Annotated in this window: 1 protein-coding gene; it reads left to right on the top strand. The window is 36.8% G+C overall.

Translation table 11 applies throughout. The features are described from left to right. The coding region (locus tag V6C27_14800; protein MEG6617656.1) for an IS256 family transposase at window positions 1-570 on the top strand (570 nt) is incomplete at both ends.

The raw sequence follows: 570 nt of genomic DNA, 5'->3' as shown, positions 1-570 counted from the left end.
GTTTTTTTGGATGCTATTCACTTTAAAGTACGCCAGGATAATCGAATAATTAATAAGGCAGCATATAGCGTTTTGGGCATTAATATGGAGGGACACAAAGAAATACTAGGTATTTGGATTGGCGAAAATGAAAGTGCAAAATTCTGGTTAGGCGTATGCAATGACCTTAAAAACCGTGGTGTTGAAGACATTCTGATTGCTTGTAAAGATGGGCTTTCAGGCTTCTCAGAGGCCATAAATACTGCTTTTCCAAAAACTGAGATACAGCTGTGCGTAATACATCAGATACGCAATTCCATGAAGTATGTTTCCTACAAAGAACAAAAAGAAGTGATGGTTGATCTGAAGAAAGTTTATCAGGCATTAACTCTGGAAGAAGCCGAATTTGCTTTTGAAGAATTCAAAGATAAATGGGGTAAAAAGCACCCAATTATCATCCGTTCTTGGGAAAACAATTGGCTTGAATTAACCACTTACTTTAAGTACCCATATGCAATCCGTAGACTAATTTATACAACCAACGTTATTGAAGGTTATCACAGACAGTTGCGAAAAGTCACCAAAACCAAA

Source organism: Peptococcaceae bacterium 1198_IL3148 (genome assembly GCA_036763105.1).
In the GTDB taxonomy this organism is placed as follows: domain Bacteria; phylum Bacillota; class Desulfotomaculia; order Desulfotomaculales; family Desulfohalotomaculaceae; genus JBAIYS01.
This window is presented reverse-complemented; position numbering and strand designations above follow the sequence as displayed.